The sequence below is a fragment of the Vibrio sp. 10N.261.55.A10 genome (genome assembly GCF_041470825.1).
Classification (GTDB): domain Bacteria; phylum Pseudomonadota; class Gammaproteobacteria; order Enterobacterales; family Vibrionaceae; genus Vibrio; species Vibrio crassostreae_C.
This window is the reverse complement of record NZ_JBFRNC010000021.1, coordinates 26056-41137: the sequence shown is the minus strand read 5'-3', so window position 1 is coordinate 41137 and position 15082 is coordinate 26056. Positions and strand designations below refer to the sequence as shown.

General features: G+C 42.2%; 14 protein-coding genes. 3 read left to right on the top strand and 11 right to left on the bottom strand.

All coding sequences use genetic code 11. From position 1 onward, the window contains the following. Window positions 1-161 precede the first annotated feature (161 nt). Window positions 162-764, top strand: coding sequence for a DUF2971 domain-containing protein (locus AB4274_RS05840; protein ID WP_017059669.1), 603 nt, complete (start codon window positions 162-164; stop codon window positions 762-764). A 100-nt stretch (window positions 765-864) separates the two neighbouring features. On the opposite strand, the gene AB4274_RS05835 is transcribed toward AB4274_RS05840, so the two are convergent. From AB4274_RS05835 to matP, 4 genes are all read right to left on the bottom strand, one after another. After that, window positions 865-2085 carry a hypothetical protein gene (locus tag AB4274_RS05835; RefSeq protein ID WP_372111311.1) on the bottom strand — a complete coding sequence of 407 codons (1221 nt, stop codon included), beginning with the start codon at window positions 2083-2085 and terminating at the stop codon, window positions 865-867. A 144-nt stretch (window positions 2086-2229) separates the two neighbouring features. Further along, complete coding sequence (locus AB4274_RS05830; RefSeq protein ID WP_017059671.1) at window positions 2230-2541, bottom strand: hypothetical protein; 312 nt, start codon at window positions 2539-2541, stop codon at window positions 2230-2232. 105 nt (window positions 2542-2646) lie between these two features. Beyond that, the gene (locus AB4274_RS05825; protein ID WP_017059672.1) at window positions 2647-2955 is read right to left on the bottom strand and encodes a DUF3634 family protein; all 309 of its coding nucleotides are present in this window, start codon (window positions 2953-2955) and stop codon (window positions 2647-2649) included. A gap of 23 nt (window positions 2956-2978) precedes the next feature. Further along, window positions 2979-3434, bottom strand: a complete 456-nt coding sequence (matP, locus tag AB4274_RS05820) for a macrodomain Ter protein MatP (protein ID WP_102321156.1) — start codon at window positions 3432-3434, stop codon at window positions 2979-2981. Window positions 3435-3623: 189 nt separating this feature from the next. Between matP and AB4274_RS05815 the strand changes: the two genes are divergently transcribed. Together AB4274_RS05815 and fabA are read left to right on the top strand one after the other, a co-directional pair. Next, window positions 3624-5276: an AAA family ATPase gene (locus AB4274_RS05815; protein WP_372111308.1), complete on the top strand. Its 1653-nt coding sequence runs from the start codon at window positions 3624-3626 to the stop codon at window positions 5274-5276. Between the two features lie 70 nt (window positions 5277-5346). After that, window positions 5347-5862 (top strand): bifunctional 3-hydroxydecanoyl-ACP dehydratase/trans-2-decenoyl-ACP isomerase, encoded by a 516-nt coding sequence (gene fabA, locus AB4274_RS05810; RefSeq protein ID WP_017059675.1) that lies wholly within the window; start codon window positions 5347-5349, stop codon window positions 5860-5862. 252 nt (window positions 5863-6114) lie between these two features. Here fabA and rmf read toward each other — a convergent pair whose 3' ends face one another. The 7 genes from rmf to pyrD all read right to left on the bottom strand — a co-directional run bounded on the left by rmf (window position 6115) and on the right by pyrD (window position 14759). Further along, complete coding sequence (rmf, locus tag AB4274_RS05805) at window positions 6115-6288, bottom strand: ribosome modulation factor (RefSeq protein ID WP_017059676.1); 174 nt, start codon at window positions 6286-6288, stop codon at window positions 6115-6117. A gap of 161 nt (window positions 6289-6449) precedes the next feature. Continuing rightward, a complete protein-coding gene (locus AB4274_RS05800) occupies window positions 6450-8174 on the bottom strand; it encodes a DUF3466 family protein (protein ID WP_102321154.1) in 1725 nt (574 codons plus the stop codon). A 9-nt stretch (window positions 8175-8183) separates the two neighbouring features. Continuing rightward, entirely contained in the window at window positions 8184-10100 is a 1917-nt protein-coding gene (locus AB4274_RS05795; protein ID WP_372111306.1) for an ABC transporter ATP-binding protein, read from the bottom strand. After that, on the bottom strand, window positions 10078-10338 hold the full coding sequence (locus AB4274_RS05790) for a glutaredoxin family protein (protein WP_019823251.1): 261 nt from the start codon (window positions 10336-10338) through the stop codon (window positions 10078-10080). Before AB4274_RS05790 ends, AB4274_RS05795 begins: the two co-directional genes overlap by 23 nt. A 25-nt stretch (window positions 10339-10363) precedes the next feature. Further along, window positions 10364-12484 carry a bifunctional 23S rRNA (guanine(2069)-N(7))-methyltransferase RlmK/23S rRNA (guanine(2445)-N(2))-methyltransferase RlmL gene (gene rlmKL, locus AB4274_RS05785; RefSeq protein ID WP_017059679.1) on the bottom strand — a complete coding sequence of 707 codons (2121 nt, stop codon included), beginning with the start codon at window positions 12482-12484 and terminating at the stop codon, window positions 10364-10366. 509 nt (window positions 12485-12993) lie between these two features. Next, window positions 12994-13542 (bottom strand): cell division protein ZapC, encoded by a 549-nt coding sequence (locus tag AB4274_RS05780; protein WP_145575834.1) that lies wholly within the window; start codon window positions 13540-13542, stop codon window positions 12994-12996. 206 nt (window positions 13543-13748) lie between these two features. Further along, complete coding sequence (gene pyrD, locus AB4274_RS05775) at window positions 13749-14759, bottom strand: quinone-dependent dihydroorotate dehydrogenase (protein WP_017063847.1); 1011 nt, start codon at window positions 14757-14759, stop codon at window positions 13749-13751. Window positions 14760-15082 lie beyond the last annotated feature (323 nt).

Below are 15082 nucleotides of genomic sequence, written 5' to 3'. Positions count from 1 at the left end.
ATAAACCACTTTAACAGGCTACTATTTCGTGTTTAAATTTTGATCTATCAAACAGTTATACGAATAAATTTGGTGATTAAGCAATCAAATGCTATGCATTCAATCCTTAAAAATAAATTAAAGTGTTAACATCAGGCAATTTTGTAAACTAGGTGTTTGATATGTTGCCTAAACTTTATAAGTTCAGATCACTCCACGACAGAAACATACAATCTATTTCCGAGTGTTCGTTGTGGTTTGATTACGCTAAAACTTTTAATAACCCTTTTGAATCTAACCACGCATTCAACAAAGAGCTTCAACAAAACTTTAAGATCATGTGTTTCTCTCAGTCGAACGACCACCCAATACTATGGTCGCAGTATGGTGACAACTTTAAAGGCATGTGTATCGAGTATGATCTCAACTGCTATAACGGTGAGGCCAATCTCAACTGTTTTGAAGTCCAGTATGAAGACGAACCGAATATGTTCCGCCCGGCATCGCTAAGAGGTTTACAAACATCAAGACTGGGAGCTGAGATATTCAAAATTAAGCATTCTAATTGGCGTTATGAAAAGGAATACCGCTGGGTATTACCTGATGACGAGATGATCGGAAATAAACTCTACCTTAATAGAGAGTGCCTAAGCTCGGTGATTCTGTCAGAGCACGCTCCTGCCGACAGGAAATTGAAAGTTCTGATGACTTGCCAGCGCCTTGGTATCCCTGTTAAACACGCAATAGCAAAGCAAGAGTCGTTTACCTTCGAAGTGGTCAGTTAAGTAGAGTGTAATCCTACTGTTTAGCGCCAAAACAAGACATTCACATAAAGTTACAGCGCAACAAAAAAGAGAGCGACATTAATGAGACTCTCTCTTTTTATTACATGTTCACCGTAAGCTTTCCCAATCCTTTATCTTGCATCTGCTCAATCGTCGCGATAGACATTTGAACAGTTGAAAACCAATAAGGTCGGTGCTTAACGTTAAATAGTTCACTATTATCTAACGCCTCGAAAACAGAATATTTTCTACCTTGAGCCAAAGCTGCACCATAAACCGTTCGCTCAAGTACTGGAATGTCATTCACTTCCTCTAGAAGTGCCCTCTTGATGAACTGATTTCCAGGGCTCCAATCTATAAATTCAACGAGGTTTTTTAGTAGCTTAAGCTCTAGCTGCTCGACCATTGATTCAAGAAACTGTGTGTTTGGCATCACCTCAGTACAAGCATAATATTCGTCATGCTTGTCACTTGCTTCACGATAACCAAGCATCGTTTTTACCAATGCGTCTTCAAACGTTGAAGAAAAGTGGTTACAAATTAAAAAAAAAGGCAGAACTCTCAACACACCAAGTAAAATGCCTACGTTAGGATCTTTAACCGACGTTTCTTGAAGTCGAATTCGAGTCGCATTTGACGTCACGACCAAGTGTTGCCAAACCTTAGGTGTGATGTGTTTAATGTTGCCATCATTCCACTTAATCAGCTGTTGACTCATTAACAATGGGAACAATAAACGACAATTTTCTATTCCTATTTGTCGTGCTGCAACTTTTGGATCGAGAATTACCTTAGATTTCTTTCCATATTTATCTGCAAACTCTTGATTGGAAACAAACTCGATTAAACTTGAGCTCAATGGCCTACTTTTCGCGGATATTTCATGGAGTTTGGAAAAGTTTAAAGATGGCGAATACGCAACACTAGCGAACTGATTGTAATCGGGTAAGTCTGAAAACAACGAACTTATTAAGGTACCTTGAAGCTTCTCAAGCATTAGCGCAGAAGCGGCATTGCTGACATCATCGATAACGTATCGTAAGGTTTGTTGCTTCGCGTCGACTTTTTCACGATGAGCATTGACTCTATCCTGCTCGCAGCGCAATAAAATACGTTGATTGTGAGATATGCGGTCAGATTCATCAAATATGACACTATCACAATACCTATTTTCCAAACTTAGTAACGTGTCTACTGTAGATTGTGCGAGCTTATATTCAGGTGAGATTAACCATCGATTAAAGCGAGCTTCAACATTGATTGAGACCTTCCTTGAGATCTCAACTACTTCAGGGGTATAACTTTTATTTGCTAACAACAACCGTGACTTTCCTTTGCCGTAAATGCTCTTGTATCGGCATATCCTGCCTTTATAACAAAACTAATATTAATAGAAATTAGAGATTGGTTCACGAAATTGTTTCAATAAAATTAAGGATATTTAGTTATAGTGCGTTGAGAGTGGCTAGTGTGTGATATGTAGCCGGATATACTTTTCTGGAAAGCTGTATTTGAACCTTTTCTTCGTCGGTAGGTGTTTTTTCGCCTGCTTGCAAACTTTACTATCTCCAGACGTTCTCACCTTTTTGATTCTTGCATAACCTTTAGAGTGCTTCATCTCAATCATCAGATCGCAATAACCCTCGAAATCAACATTACTCTTGTTGAGCCCTTTCATGACGGTGACTTTTATCTTTTTAGCTACAGGATTAACCAATGCATCGTCGGGAAAAGCGACTGGGGATAAAAAACATAATAGTAATACTAGATATCTCATACTGCTCTCTCTTTGTTGAGGGTGAGAACAGTATGCGGAGATTTAAGAGAAATGAAGGATTAACTTAGTATGAGGATTGACCAGCTAACGCGTAACTCTCAACGATTACGCTTTCTTTGAGCCTTTAGACTTAAAACCATTATGCGGGAACACGTTACGAATACGTTGCTGTACGTTTTTAGGAACATCTTTAGTGAACTTGAGATTGTAACCAGAACGTTTTGCATACACTTTTAGCTCGCCTTTAAAGGTATTGTTATGACCAATCTCTTGAAGGTTGTGTTTAAAGCTCGGTGGAAGATGCCCTTTAACTTGTTCGATCGCCCCGTCGCTAAATTTAATTTTCAATACCGGTCGGTCGACTGCTACTAACCAAAAAACTAATACCGCACCGATTAAGATTACGTACATCATAATGTCACCACTACTGTTGATGGTTATTTATCGTCAGAAAGGAGCTTGCTTAAGTCTTCTTTGAGGCTAGTCACCGTCTTGCTGGCCTGCTCACTACGAGACGCTTCGCTAACCAAATACTCGATGGCATCTGAGAGCGTACAACCTAGCTCGTTCGCACGTTGAGATAGCTTTTCCCATACACGGTAATCAAGGTCGATTGATTTCTTCTTTGTATGAACTTGTTCAGCATTGAAGTGGCGTTTTCGCTTAGCTCTGATCGCTTGTTTAAGCTTGTTATCGAGCTCAGGAGACATGTTGTTAGATATCCACTCAGGGACACCTGTAGGTTGGTGTTCAAGCTTCAATAAGGCTTTAACAGCAACGTCAGCTTCGCTTGAATCTATGTGGCAGGTGATCGACTCGCCTTCTTTCCATTTTTTGACCAGATAGTTCCATTTCCAACCACATTCCAAGTTTTCAAGTTGCTGATATTTCATGTCTAATCTCGAGAGTTAATCCTAGTGACAGCGTAACCCAAAATAGGCTATTTAACAATTATGATCTTGAAATAATAGACCAAGATCATACTTATATTAGCTTAGTGATTAGTAACTACAACATAGAGCTACAAGCGAGATCGGTTTTTCTATATACTCCCTACCTCATTATCATAATCAGAAACTTAAATGACTCAAGTAGATTGGCGACATGTTACGCCTCAGTACGACGAATATAGCGCTCAATTAGAGCAATTCCCTGACATCTCGCCTTTCCCGTTTTCAGATATTCAACATAGATTCAAAGATGCGCTAACCCGCTTTGTCCGTTTGTCTAACCTTTCGCGTGTTTTACTTGTAAACGCTCCAGACAATTCGATCTATCGTCAAATGATTGTTGAATCTCTAGTCACTGCTTTAGATGATCACACTCTACCGGTTATAAAAACTGAGTCTTTAAATGCTGTCTCTCTGTTTGACCAAGTTCAGTCAAAAGACGGTAAGGTTGTAGCGACAAAGCCCGGCCTACTGGCTAGAGCAAACAACGGCTATCTGATCGTTTCAGCAAACTTGATCTTGGCCAACCCAGGAAGCTGGTTACTGCTTAAATCAGCACTGCTTGGTGAAGTCGTAGAACCAATCAGCAGTAATCCAGAGCACTTGAACCAATCCCCGACTTTGCCTTTGACTTACAACATTAAGTTGATTGTGGTTGGAGACAGAGCTCAACTAGGTGACCTTGATTACCTGGACAGCGATATTCAAACCGGTTTTTGCCTATTTAGCGAAATTGAACAAGATATCAAGCTCTCTGAAGAGACTTTGACTCAATATCTTGGTTACCTTAAGTGGCTTCAACAACATTATGAATTGCCAACCATCACGCAACAAGCGTTGACTGGCATTCTTACTGCCGGAGCAAGAGAAACCGAAGATCAAAGCTATATCCCACTGTGCCCTATTTGGCACAACGCGTTATTGAACGAAGCTTTGATTGAAGCCGACAATGGTGAGATTGATATTCACCATATCCAGCAAGCTCAACAGCACAAATACAACCGTGAATCTTATCTACCAGAACGCGCCCTTGATGATATTCGTGATGGCCAAGTCATTATCGAAACTGAAGGTGAACAAGTTGGTCAAGTTAATGGATTGACGGTCATCGATGTACCGGGACACCCAATATCGTATGGTGAACCTGCACGAATTTCCTGTGTTATTCACTTTGGTGATGGTGATATTGCCGATGTTGAGCGCAAAGCCGAGCTGGGTGGTAATCTTCATGCTAAAGGCATGATGATCATGCAAGCATTTGTGAGCAGCGCACTAAACCTTGAAGATCCGTTGCCATACGCTGCTTCTGTTGTGTTTGAGCAATCGTATTGCGAAGTAGACGGCGATAGTGCTTCTCTTGCTGAGCTTTGTTCTCTGGTGAGTGCTTTGTCTGAATACCCTATCAATCAACAAATTGCGGTTACAGGTGCAGTTGACCAATTTGGACGTGTGCAAGCTGTTGGCGGGCTAAACGAGAAAATCGAAGGCTTCTACCATGTGTGTAAGCACAACGGCTTAACAGGCGAACAAGGTGTGATCCTTCCAAGATCGAACTTAAGGCATCTTGCACTAAAGCCTGACCTTATTGAAAGCATTAAGAATGAAGAATTCCATATTTGGTCTGTGTCTAATGTAGACGAAGCAATTCCTCTCATTATGAACAAGCCATTTAGAGACGATGAACAAGAAAGCGTTCTGAGTAAAATCGCGGAACGTATTGAAAACTTTGAAAGACATGAGCACCCTATTGGAATCGTTGGACGCATTAAAAACTGGTTTGTCTAGTACTGATCGGACTTGTTTAGCGTACACCTGTTCACTAATATGCACCTATCAAAAATCGGAGTAATTGATAATGCAAAACAAACGTGATTCTTACACTCGCGAAGAGCTTCTAGCATCAAGCCAAGGCGAACTATGGCCACAAGGCCCTCAACTACCAGCACCGAACATGCTAATGATGGATCGCATCACTAAGATGTCTGAAACTGAAGGTGATTACGGTAAAGGTTTAGTTCTTGCTGAGCTGGATATTACTCCTGACCTATGGTTCTTCGATTGTCACTTCCCGGGTGACCCAGTAATGCCTGGTTGTCTAGGTCTTGACGCAATGTGGCAGCTTGTTGGCTTCTACCTTGGTTGGGTTGGCGGCGAAGGTAAAGGCCGTGCTCTAGGTGTTGGCGAAGTGAAATTCACTGGTCAAATTCTACCTACTGCGAAAAAAGTAACTTACGAGATCCACATGAAGCGTGTTGTTAACCGTCGTCTAGTTATGGGCCTTGCGGATGGTCGCGTACTTGTTGATGGTAAAGAGATCTACGTTGCTAAAGATTTGAAAGTTGGCCTTTTCCAAGATACGTCAGCATTCTAATCTAATAGTTAGATTTTTAGTAAAGCAGCCCATGGCTGCTTTATTTTCGTTCCAATAAGTTTAGTTATAGTGCATTAAAGTATCCCGTATTAAGCTTGAAACAGGATAAATCCACCAGCGATACGCTTATGATAGCGAAACTAGAATGCTACATAGCTCTGGGAGTCTTTGTGTTGTTCTGAAACTAACAAGGCTCCAGCCGTTGTAATCAACAGACAATGGAGCCCTGACCTTGAATTCTTTACGCCCTATCTACTTATAGAGACCTGATTGCTTGTCATCTTTGGCGTCACGCCATCCACCTAACCAATAAGACCGAGAATCCATTTGGCTATATGGGCAAGCTTCTTGCGACCGTCCATTTAAACCAGCCTTGTAGCCTTGAGATTGTGCTCGTTCTAGTCGATCACGCTTTTGTCTCTTCATAGTGCAGTCCTCATACGGGTGTTACATTTACTAACATACAATGATTACAACTTTACGGAGTTTTTGTGACTCCAACTTTAAGAATCGGTCAAATTTTCACTTTTCTCAAGGTGAAAAAAAGCCCGAGTTCAGAATTGTGAACTCGGGCTCAGGAGATAAAATTATTTAAATTTTCTGCGGAACCCTAATAGACCAAGCACAGTCAAAGTTAACCAACCTAGGCTACCACCTTGGCGCTCAACTTTCTCGGTGTCGGTGCTACGAGTTACTACGCTATCAATGTCAGAGCCAGTGTCATACCTTGCTCCCTTGATTGGGATAAGCTTAACAGCTACAACCTTTTCGACTGCGTTAGATGAGGCACCACCACAGTATGAGTTGTGTGATGTTGTGTCATAAGGCTTATCATTACCGTCGACTGTACATTTGATAGCCGTTGCTGAAATCACGCCAGCATCATTGATATCCGTCGCATCAATGATTCTAAATTGGTTATTGTGACTAGACGCATCACCATCATTTGTTAAGTCATCTAACCACCATGCTTTACCACCAAAAATATCAACACGGCGTTCATCAGTTGAAGACGGGAGATCGTAAGGGTAAATAAAGCCTCTGTGTCTTCTTTCGCTGCCATCGACTTCACGCGTCGTTTCCGCATCGATCTGGCCAACAAGTTCATTGTAATTATTTACCGCTTTAGCTTCACCGCTTGAGCCACTGAAGAAGATACCGCCAGACAAATACGTTGCTGTTGGGTTTTTAGCATCCGTTACAATAAAAGGCTTATTACCGGCACTACCATTTTCAGGAACATAACCGTTACGTTTTGAATATCCAACTGCAAACAAGTTGTCGTTAATATCGGTTGCTACTGAGTTACTGTATCTAGCATCATCGTTAGATGAACCAGACTTAACCTCTGCACCGCTAATAACTTTCGTTGACCAAGAGCCTGAAATGTCTAATGAATCACTAACAAAAACACTTGCGTTCATGTCTTGAAGGTCGCCATTCCCATCTACAGTGTTGTAACCGACACCATAAAAGATCGAACTCGACTCAACAATTGAACGCATACTGCCTTGAGCAAAATAATCGCCTTGTTGGGCATTACCACTTCTGACCCAATCAATTTCTTTTGTTGTTGTGCCACCCCAAATTGCCGCTTTAGAAGCAAACGCCTTATCTGGTTCAGAAGTGTCAGTCGGATCAAACTCTTCAGAGATACTACCTACATTGTAAACGGTACCGTTGCTTGCCGTTATCGCTTTCCAAGCACGAGTTTCTGAAGCTCCAGTTGGCGCCGCTGTCGTCGTAAACAATGCATTATTGCGAATATCATCTTTGGATTTGATCCCCACAGGTTGGGCATTCTCATCTAAAGAATTGATTACCGTATTGCGAGTTTCAAAAGTATCCCCACCTTCAACAAACGCTTTCGCATTTACGTGAGTAAGGTCATTTCTTTCCTTACTCCAAGTGTCATTCCAACGGTTTTCAGCCCAACTTTCACATGTAGAATATCTCAGCTCTCGATAACAATAGTTTTCGAAATCATCACGCTCTTGAATGTACTGAAATGGTGCATCCATTGCGAATGGTACTTCTTCACGATAACTTACCGCTTCAAGCGTATCGCGAGTCTCACCAGCAAGTTTAAATGCACTATCGGTACAGTTGGTTGCAGCTGAATCGAAGCAACCTAACGCAAGCTCATTCGTTCCGTCTGTCGCAACACCAGGTTGAATCGCCACACCATAGATTTCAGAGGCACCTGTAATTGAAGGAGTGACTTCAACGACCTTGTAAAGCGCAGCGTTGGCATTAGTTGCAGCCAAAACTAGGGCTGCAACAGTTGTTAATTTGAATTTAGTACAAGTCATTATTACTTCTTAACTTTCCTGTTGTAGTGCCTCGAGCTCTTCCCAGCGCTCAAAAGCAACTTCAAGCTCCTGCTCTGCTGCAGATAGCTTATCTAATACTGGTTGTGTCTGCTCTACAGATTTTGAAAAGAAGCTTGGATCGTTGACTTCTTCCTGAAGAGTTTCAATTTGAGTTTCCAATTCTTCCAAACGCATTGGTAACGCTTCTAGCTCTCGTTGTAGCTTATACGATAACTTCTTAGGTTTAGCTTTAACTGGTGCAGTTTTGGGAGTTTCCTCAACTACTTTCGCTGGCTTTGATGGCTTTTCAACCTGTCGGTACTCTAATGCTTGCTTTCTTTGCTGCTGAGCATCGTGGTAACCACCAACAAATTCTTCAATAACGCCATTACCCTCAAAGATCCAACTTGTCATCACTGTGTTATCAACAAACTGACGATCGTGACTCACTAAAAGCAGCGTACCCTGATAGTTGGCAAGCAAATCTTCTAAAAGTTCCAAAGTTTCGATATCTAGATCGTTGGTTGGCTCATCGAGAATCAACAAGTTGTTCGACTTAAGGAAAATACGCGCCAATAACAGACGGTTTTTCTCACCACCAGATAGTGCTTTAACAGGAGTGCGAGCACGTTTTGGAGAGAATAAGAAATCTTGTAAGTAGCTTAGAGCATGACGCTCACGGCCACCTACGGTCACTTCTTGCTTACCATCTGCGAGGTTATCAATTACAGACTTCTCAGGGTCTAGAATTTCGCGGTATTGGTCAAAGTAAGCGACTTCAAGCTTAGTGCCACAATGCAAACGACCTGAATCAGGCTTAAGCTGGTCAAGAAGCAGTTTAAGTACCGTACTCTTACCACAGCCATTCGGGCCAATTAGAGCGATACGATCACCACGCATGATATTGAAGCTGAAGTCCTTAACAATTTCTTTGCCTTCAAAGCCAAAGTTAAGATTCTCAGCTTCAAATACAATCTTGCCTGAACGCTGGCCATCGTCGATTTGGATAATCGCTTTGCCCTGCACTTCACGACGGTTCAAACGTTCTTCACGTAGCTTCTTAAGCGCACGAACACGGCCTTCGTTACGAGTACGACGAGCTTTGATGCCCTGACGAATCCAAACTTCCTCTTGAGCAAGCTTCTTATCGAATTCAGCGTTTTGCATTTCTTCAACACGAAGCGCCTCTTCTTTCTCAACAAGGTAATTTTCGTAATCGCCCGGGAAAGAGCTCAATTTACCGCGATCAAGATCGACAATACGTGTTGCCATCGATTTAATGAACGCACGGTCATGCGAGATAAAGATGATTGAACCGCGGAAGTCTTTCAGGAAGCCCTCTAACCATTCAATGGTTGCAACATCCAAGTGGTTAGTCGGTTCGTCGAGTAGAAGCACGTCAGGGTCACATACAAGCGCACGAGCAAGTGCCGCTTTACGTTGCCAACCACCAGACAAATCTGTCAGTTTGGTTTCAGCAGTCAGCTTAAGTGCTGCCAATACGTTACTTACACGATCTTCAAAACGCCATGCATTAGCATGATCCAGTTGTTCTTGAACGCGAGTAAGGCGGTTTAGATTCTTTTCACTTGGGTCTGTCGCGATGAGATCCAGAAGATCATGATAGATCTTCAGCTGTTCGCCGATTTCAGCAAGGCCACCAGCAACATAGTCATAAACTGTACCTTGTTCATTACGCGGTGGATCTTGTTCTAGACGAGACACAACCACATCTTGCGTGATTTGCATCTTACCGTCGTCCATGATGATGTTTCCAGATAGGATTTTCATCAATGTCGACTTACCAGCGCCATTGCGCCCTACTAAACATACACGTTCGTTTTCTTGCAGCACGAAGTCCGCACGATCTAATAATGGGTGATCACCAAACGCTAATTGCCCATTATGAATTGTAAGTAATGCCATTCTTCTTTAACCAATCATTAAGTTCTAACAAGCCAAATGGCCAGTTAAGCTCTGAGCTTTGAGAAAGGTCAGAGCTTTCAAATTTGAGCACCGGAATAGTGACCCCGTAACGGGAAAAGAGCTCATCATCAAATGCAATGTCAACAACGTTGACGTGATGGCTAATGTTTAACTGTTCCGTGAGTTGGAATGCCATCTCACATAGATGGCACCCTTCTGTACTGTAGAGAGTCAGCACTATATATCCTTATACGATCTCTTAACTACTTATGTGTAATCAACCAGCAGTTATGAATGTGCTTATTGCGAGAGAAGTCCAATGGAAGTGTCTTCGCTGAGATATTCTGAGCCTTAAGACCTAACTCATCTAGAGCTTCCAAGTCCATTTTGAAGTGACGCTTGTTGTTAGAGAACACAATCGTGCCTTCTTCACGAAGAAGACGTTTAAGGTTTTCCATCAGCTGAATGTGATCACGTTGAACATCGAAAGATTGATCCATACGCTTTGAGTTAGAGAACGTAGGTGGATCAATAAAGATCAGATCATAAGAACCCTGCTCTTTAGCTAGCCATTGTAGACAGTCAGCTTGAACAAACTGATGTTGACGACCAACACGACCGTTAAGCTCCATGTTCTCTTTCGCCCACTCTAGGTAGGTATTAGACATATCAACAGTAGTTGTAGAACGAGCACCACCCACAGCAGCATGAACAGATGCACTTCCTGTATAAGCAAACAAGTTTAGGAAATCCTTACCTGCGGCCATCTCACCGATACGACGACGAGTGATCTTATGATCTAGGAACAACCCGGTATCTAGGTAATCATGAAGATTAACAATCAGCTTAACGCCATACTCGTTCACTTCTAAGTTCGATGAGTCTTGAGCCAATTTCTGGTATTGAGAACGGCCTTTCTGTTTCTGACGAACTTTAAGCACAACGTTGTTTGCTTCTACGCCTGTTACTTGAATAGAAGCACGGATGATATCGGTTAAGCGACGTTTAGCCTTCTCTTCCGGTACATCTTTAGGCGCTGCGTATTCTTGAATCACAAGATGACCTGGGTATACATCAATCGCTACATTGTATTCTGGTAAGTCCGCATCGTAGATACGGTAACAATCTAATTGCTCTTTCTTAGCCCACTTGCCAATTTTACCGATGTTCTTTTTAAGACGGTTTGCGAAGTCAGGAGCAATCAATTGTTCTTGCTCGCCTGATGGACGCTCTGACATCGGACGATCTGAAATTGAGTAGTTCTTTTGGTGACACGGTAACGCACCGTTGTTCAACTTGAACTGTTTATCTGCACGCATGCGTAAGCAGCTTAGTAGCTCGTCTGAGCTAGAGAAGATAGATGCGTTACAGCCACCAAATTCAGCTTTGAGCTGTGCACCGAATGCTGTGTAAAGTGCAATAAGACCCGGCTCGGTACCAAGACGTTCACCGTAAGGCGGGTTAGAAACAATCACACCATCAGTAAACTCTGTAGGACGCTTAAGCTTTGCAGCATCGCCTACTTCGAATTCAATCAACTCTTCAACACCGGCACGACGAGCATTGTCACGCGCAGTTTTGATCATACGTTCATCATTGTCGTAGCCATAGAACTTACATTCCACTTTCTTAACACCACGACGACCTTGAACGTTCGCTTCAGCTTTCACTTCAGCCCATAGCTCTGGTTCGAAATCTTCTAGTGATTCAAAACACCACTTCTGACGTTTAACACCTGGAGCCATGTTTGCAGCCATCATTGCCGCTTCAATCACTAACGTACCTGAACCACACATAGGGTCTAGGAAAGGCTTAGTCGCATCCCAACCACTACGAAGAAGAATCGCTGCAGCAAGTGTTTCACGCAGAGGTGCACGACCTGATTCTGGACGGTAACCACGTTGGTGAAGACCGCTGCCAACCATATCAACACCAAGAATCGCTTTATCACGGTGTAGACGAACGTGAATGCGAATGTCTGGATTCTCTTTGCTGATAGAAGGACGAGGCAGAGATTTCTTCTCAAAGCAATCAACAACGGCATCTTTTACTTTCATTGCACCGTATTGGCTATTACGGATTTCGTTGTTCGTACCATTGAAGTCAACAACAAAACGCTTAGAGCTATGGAATTGATTTACCCAGTTAACCGCAGTGGTTGATAGGTACAAATCCATGTCGTCCATACAAGTGAATTCAGAAAGGACACGTACAAATCGAGAAGCCAAACGGCTCCACAAACAACAACGATAAATTTGCTCATTGGTGGCTTTGAATTTAACACCTGCCTGAACAGGTTTTGCGTTTGTAATCCCTAGTTGGGTTAGTTCTTCAACTAATAAATTCTCAAGGCCATTTGAGGTAACCGCTAGATATTGATTCATAGTGTTCTTTTATTGATAAAAATGAGCTCGATTATACCTGAATTTGTTACTAGAGCATCACACTAAACTCGTCTTTTCATTGAATCTTTCTTCTAACTGGCTAGCAAACGCACAGTGTTGAAGCGATCGCTTACCCACATTCCCTTAGAACATAAGACCTATCAAACCAACACGATTCAGGACCAAATACCGACCAAAGCGACAATGTGAATTTATATTCACCCTAAAATTGGTATATACCAAGAGTGAATTTAGTGTGGAAGTTAGCTACAAAAGGACATAAACAGGGAATAAAGATGGGTAAATTACACTTCTGGAGATAAAAACAGGCAGAAATTAAGGCGAAAAAATAGTCGTAAGTTCACTATTTAAATGGTTAAGCAGTGATGTATTTATCAGGATGAGGTTTTTTAGGCACAAAAAAAATCGGCTAATGAGCCGATTTTGGGGAAGATTTGACAGGTTGATGCGTTGCGATGTGTTTGAGAAATGATGGACTAGATTGAAGGCTAACCGACCATCGCAATGTGCGTTTGATGAAGAATAGCGTTCGCGTCTATCATTCTATCGTGCATGACCTTAATCGAGTCGCCAAAGCGTAACCCTTTTGAAGGTGTAAGCAGAAACTCTTCTAGATCGACAAATGCACATAGGCTCGCACACTCTCCCACTTCTAATACAATGAAATACCCTAAGCTATGCTCGTTATTCATTTGTACGATATCCCCTTCTTGAGGGTATTCGTGGCCAACGCCCTGTGAGTCGAAGAACCAACTCTTAGGCTGTACAGGCTTGTGGAAGCGCTTTGCTGCCACGCAATAAAGCGCGAGTTCAGCTTGGCGAGGCTCAGACAGTTCTAAGCCAGAAATTTGTTCTTTGAAGGTTTGGTATGAAGATGCGTCATCAACGGTGAATTCATTATCTCTAAACGCGCAGTCCACCAGCTTATTTCGGACCAGATTCGTTTTGAAAATCATATCCTCTCCGAGGTTTAGCATTAATGAACATTGCTGCTCATCGTAATACCAACTCCATGTATCGCTAGGTTTAAGCATCATTTCGTCTCACACTGTTGAACCATTCCATTAGGTAAAACGCAAAATTACCTTCAATTACAGTAATTTTACTGAGCAATAGGCAAAAAAAAAGAGGAAATGAATTCCTCTTTCTTATCGCTTTTCTCTACAACTCAGTGAGTTACAGTGTCTCTTTTAGTAAGACGATGCCAGATTGTCGCTTTTCAAAAATAAAAGCAATTTTCAGCTTATAGATTTTTAACGATGTCGCCAACTAGGCCTGGGCCTTTGTAGATGAAACCAGAGTAAACCTGTACAAGCTTCGCGCCCGCCATCATTTTCTCTTTTGCAGCAACATACGAGTCAACACCACCTACTCCAATGATCGGCAGTTTGTCACCCAGCTCTTCGTGAAGTTTACGAACTACTTCAGTACTACGAGATTGAACAGGACGTCCACTTAGGCCACCCGCTTCATCACAATGTTTCATACCTTCAACGATTGAACGATCCAATGTTGTGTTTGTTGCGATCACACCATCGATCTTATTTTTGATCAATGATTCACAAATTTGGCGAATTTCGTCGTCGCTTAGATCCGGAGCAATCTTAAGAGCAAGAGGAACATATTTACCATGCTTCTCTTCCAGTTCAGATTGTTTCGTTTTAAGTTCAGACAATAGATCGTCTAGAGCTTCGCCGTATTGTAGAGAACGAAGTCCTGGAGTGTTTGGTGAAGAGATGTTCACAGCAATGTAACCAGCGTATTGATATACCTTCTCCATACAGATCAAGTAATCTTCAGCGCCCTTTTCAATTGGTGTGTCTTTATTCTTACCAATGTTAATGCCTAAGATGCCATCGTAGTTCGACTTCTTAACATTCTCAACAAGGTTGTCGACGCCTAGGTTGTTAAAACCCATGCGGTTGATGATACCTTCAGCTTCAACAAGACGGAATAAACGAGGTTTGTCGTTACCCGCTTGCGGACGCGGAGTCACTGTTCCTACTTCTACGAAACCAAAACCCATTGCGCCAAATGCATCAATACATTCGCCGTTTTTATCTAGGCCAGCAGCAAGGCCAACTGGGTTTTTAAAAGTAAGACCCATGCACTCTACAGGTCGGTGAGGTAATTGTTGGCGATACAAAAGATCAATAGGTGTGCCTGTGAAGCGCTTGAAATTTTGAATTGCAAGATCATGTGCCTTTTCGGCATCAAGTTGGAAAAAGCCAGTTCTGGCTAGACGGTAAAGCATTGTGCCTCCGATAGAAAAAAGCCCCGTGTAAACGGGGCGCTATTATTTACTTATTTACCCAACTATTCAATCTATTACTGTCTGTAAGGGTAAGATAATCAAGTTTGCTAACGAATGAGGTTCATTATTAAGCAAACGTTATCGTTTCTTCAAGTTATTAAGCCATTTCTAATCTCAACCTTAGTACAGCCATCAGGTCACTTAACAACAAACAACGTTTGCGTCGAAGTTTGTTCTTCAAAAGTCGTTAGGCCTATTGTTTCCACTTTACCGAAACGAAAAAGGCAGACCTTTTGGCCTGCCCTTATACTTTTTCGTCTTAT

What these genes read in the sequence shown, in the direction of transcription:
- AB4274_RS05840 (WP_017059669.1), top strand. Translation starts at nt 162, where the DNA reads ATGTTGCCTAAACTTTATAAGTTCAGATCACTCCACGACAGAAACATA.
- AB4274_RS05830 (WP_017059671.1), bottom strand. Translation starts at nt 2,541, where the DNA reads ATGAGATATCTAGTATTACTATTATGTTTTTTATCCCCAGTCGCTTTT.
- AB4274_RS05825 (WP_017059672.1), bottom strand. Translation starts at nt 2,955, where the DNA reads ATGATGTACGTAATCTTAATCGGTGCGGTATTAGTTTTTTGGTTAGTA.
- matP (WP_102321156.1), bottom strand. Translation starts at nt 3,434, where the DNA reads ATGAAATATCAGCAACTTGAAAACTTGGAATGTGGTTGGAAATGGAAC.
- AB4274_RS05815 (WP_372111308.1), top strand. Translation starts at nt 3,624, where the DNA reads ATGACTCAAGTAGATTGGCGACATGTTACGCCTCAGTACGACGAATAT.
- fabA (WP_017059675.1), top strand. Translation starts at nt 5,347, where the DNA reads ATGCAAAACAAACGTGATTCTTACACTCGCGAAGAGCTTCTAGCATCA.
- rmf (WP_017059676.1), bottom strand. Translation starts at nt 6,288, where the DNA reads ATGAAGAGACAAAAGCGTGATCGACTAGAACGAGCACAATCTCAAGGC.
- AB4274_RS05800 (WP_102321154.1), bottom strand. Translation starts at nt 8,174, where the DNA reads ATGACTTGTACTAAATTCAAATTAACAACTGTTGCAGCCCTAGTTTTG.
- AB4274_RS05795 (WP_372111306.1), bottom strand. Translation starts at nt 10,100, where the DNA reads ATGGCATTACTTACAATTCATAATGGGCAATTAGCGTTTGGTGATCAC.
- rlmKL (WP_017059679.1), bottom strand. Translation starts at nt 12,484, where the DNA reads ATGAATCAATATCTAGCGGTTACCTCAAATGGCCTTGAGAATTTATTA.
- AB4274_RS05780 (WP_145575834.1), bottom strand. Translation starts at nt 13,542, where the DNA reads ATGATGCTTAAACCTAGCGATACATGGAGTTGGTATTACGATGAGCAG.
- pyrD (WP_017063847.1), bottom strand. Translation starts at nt 14,759, where the DNA reads ATGCTTTACCGTCTAGCCAGAACTGGCTTTTTCCAACTTGATGCCGAA.